Annotated in this window: 2 protein-coding genes; both read right to left on the reverse strand. The window is 39.2% G+C overall.

Features of this window, described 5'->3' with window-relative positions:
* Positions 1-158: 158 nt before the first annotated feature.
* Positions 159-1136, reverse strand: coding sequence for an acyl-ACP desaturase (locus V5N63_RS01220; protein WP_332032274.1), 978 nt, complete (start codon positions 1134-1136; stop codon positions 159-161).
* Between the two features lie 110 nt (positions 1137-1246).
* The coding region (locus V5N63_RS01225; RefSeq protein ID WP_332032276.1) for an alkaline phosphatase family protein at positions 1247-2056 on the reverse strand (810 nt) is incomplete at its 5' end.

Genomic DNA, 2056 nt, shown 5'->3' on the forward strand with positions numbered 1-2056 from the left:
CCAATTCCGGGATATGCGTCTTCAACAATAGTTCCGTCGAAATCAATGGCCAGTTTTTTATTGCTTTTCATTATTCTAAAATTTCAGATGTGCAAAGATAATAAAATAAAAGAGCGGTTGAAAAACAACCACTCCCAGAAATTAACTATTATACTGTATTATGATTTTACCCATTTAAACTGGTATTCCAAATCAGGAGTTGCAATTCTGTCGGTAATTCTTTGAAGCCTGGCCGGAAGTTTCATTAAATATTCCTGTGCTTTTTCAGCTTTTTCGGTAAGTCCGGAGATATGTTCAATTTTCCAGTCTGCAAGAAGATCACTGAGAATGTTGATGTAATCCTGACCGGTGTAAACCATAGCTCTTTGCGCCGCGTCGGAGAAGTGTCCCCAAAGTTCACCTGCTTTCTGACCAGATTCGCGCATTAAGTGTGCAGGCATTACGATTTTTTTACGCATCATGTCTTCAAAAGCAAGCATCATTTCTGATGGATCCAGTTCAAATATTCTTGTCACGAACTGTTTGTAGGCTTTTGCATGTCGTGCTTCGTCAGCAGCGATCACACCACACATTCTCGATAATTTGGTATTTCCTGTCTGTTTGGCAAGAGAGCCTACTCTACGGTGCGAAATATTAGTTGCCGTTTCCTGAAAACTGGTATATACAAAGTTTCTGTAAGGATCCATAGACGTTCCGATATCGAAACCGTCCTGAATTAAATACTGTGTGGTAATTTCTACTTCGCGCATATTTACGCGGCCACATAGATAAAGGTATTTGTTCAGCAAGTCGCCGTGACGGTTTTCTTCAGCAGTCCAGCTTCTCACCCACTGTGACCAGCCGGATCTGTTTTCCTGTTCTACACCGTCGATTCCCATAATCCAGGATTCATAACTCGGCAATGCCTCTTCGGTGATACAGTCGCCAATTAGGGTAACAAAAAGATCGTATCCCATTTCCTGAGCATAGGTCTGAAGCTCCTCTACATCGTGCTTAAAACTTTCTGCAGAGGGATCCGGAAGGAAATCTGTAGGTTGCCAAATTTTTTCAACAGGCGTTAAATAGGAGGAAATAAAGTCATCAACTTCTTTACCTAAATTCCGCATGACTTCAATTCTCACTAATTTATTATACATTATTTTGCTTTTTATAAGGGACAAATATATATTAAATTTTAGTATTTCATGCATAGCTTTTTTGAAAAACTAAAAATTAATCGCCTAAAAAGCTTTAATTTTATTTAAAACTAACTTACAAGAATTTCGCCGGTCATAATTTCCGGAACCGGAACGCCCATTACTGTTAGAATTGAAGGAGCAACATCACCCAATTTACCAGGTTTTAAATTCCATGTTCGGTCTTTATCCATTACGATAAGCGGAACCAGATTTGTTGAATGTTGGGTATTTGGACTTCCGTCCGGATTTTTCATCACATCAGAATTTCCATGATCCGCAAGAATGAAAACGGCATAACCGTGTTCATAACCTGCGGTTGCAACTTTCTGGATGCAGGAATCTACGGTTTCCGCTGCTTTCACAGCTGCAGAAAAAACGCCAGTATGGCCTACCATATCGGTATTTGCAAAATTCAGGCAGATAAAATCTGCTGTCTCATTTTCGATTTCCGGGAGAATTTTTTCTGTAATGTCATAAGCAGACATTTCCGGTTTGAAATCGTAAGTCGGAACATCTTTCGGGCTTGGGCAAAGCAATCTTCTTTCTCCTGAAAATTCGTCTTCTCTTCCGCCGGAAAAGAAAAAGGTAACATGCGGATATTTCTCAGTTTCTGCTACCCTGATCTGGGTTTTTCCGTTCTGTTCTAAAATTTCGCCCATAGTTTGCTCCAGAACTTTCTCGTCGAAAACTACTTTAATGTTTTTATAATCTTTATCATAGTTCGTCATTGTAACATAATAAAGATTAAGATGATTCATTCCGAATTCAGGAAAATCGTTTTGCGAAAGTACTTCTGTAATTTCCCGTCCGCGATCTGTACGGAAGTTGAAACAGAAAACCACATCATCATTTTCAATCTTAGTAACAGGCAAATTACT

Source organism: Kaistella sp., from assembly GCF_032060305.1.
Lineage (GTDB): Bacteria > Bacteroidota > Bacteroidia > Flavobacteriales > Weeksellaceae > Kaistella > Kaistella yananensis.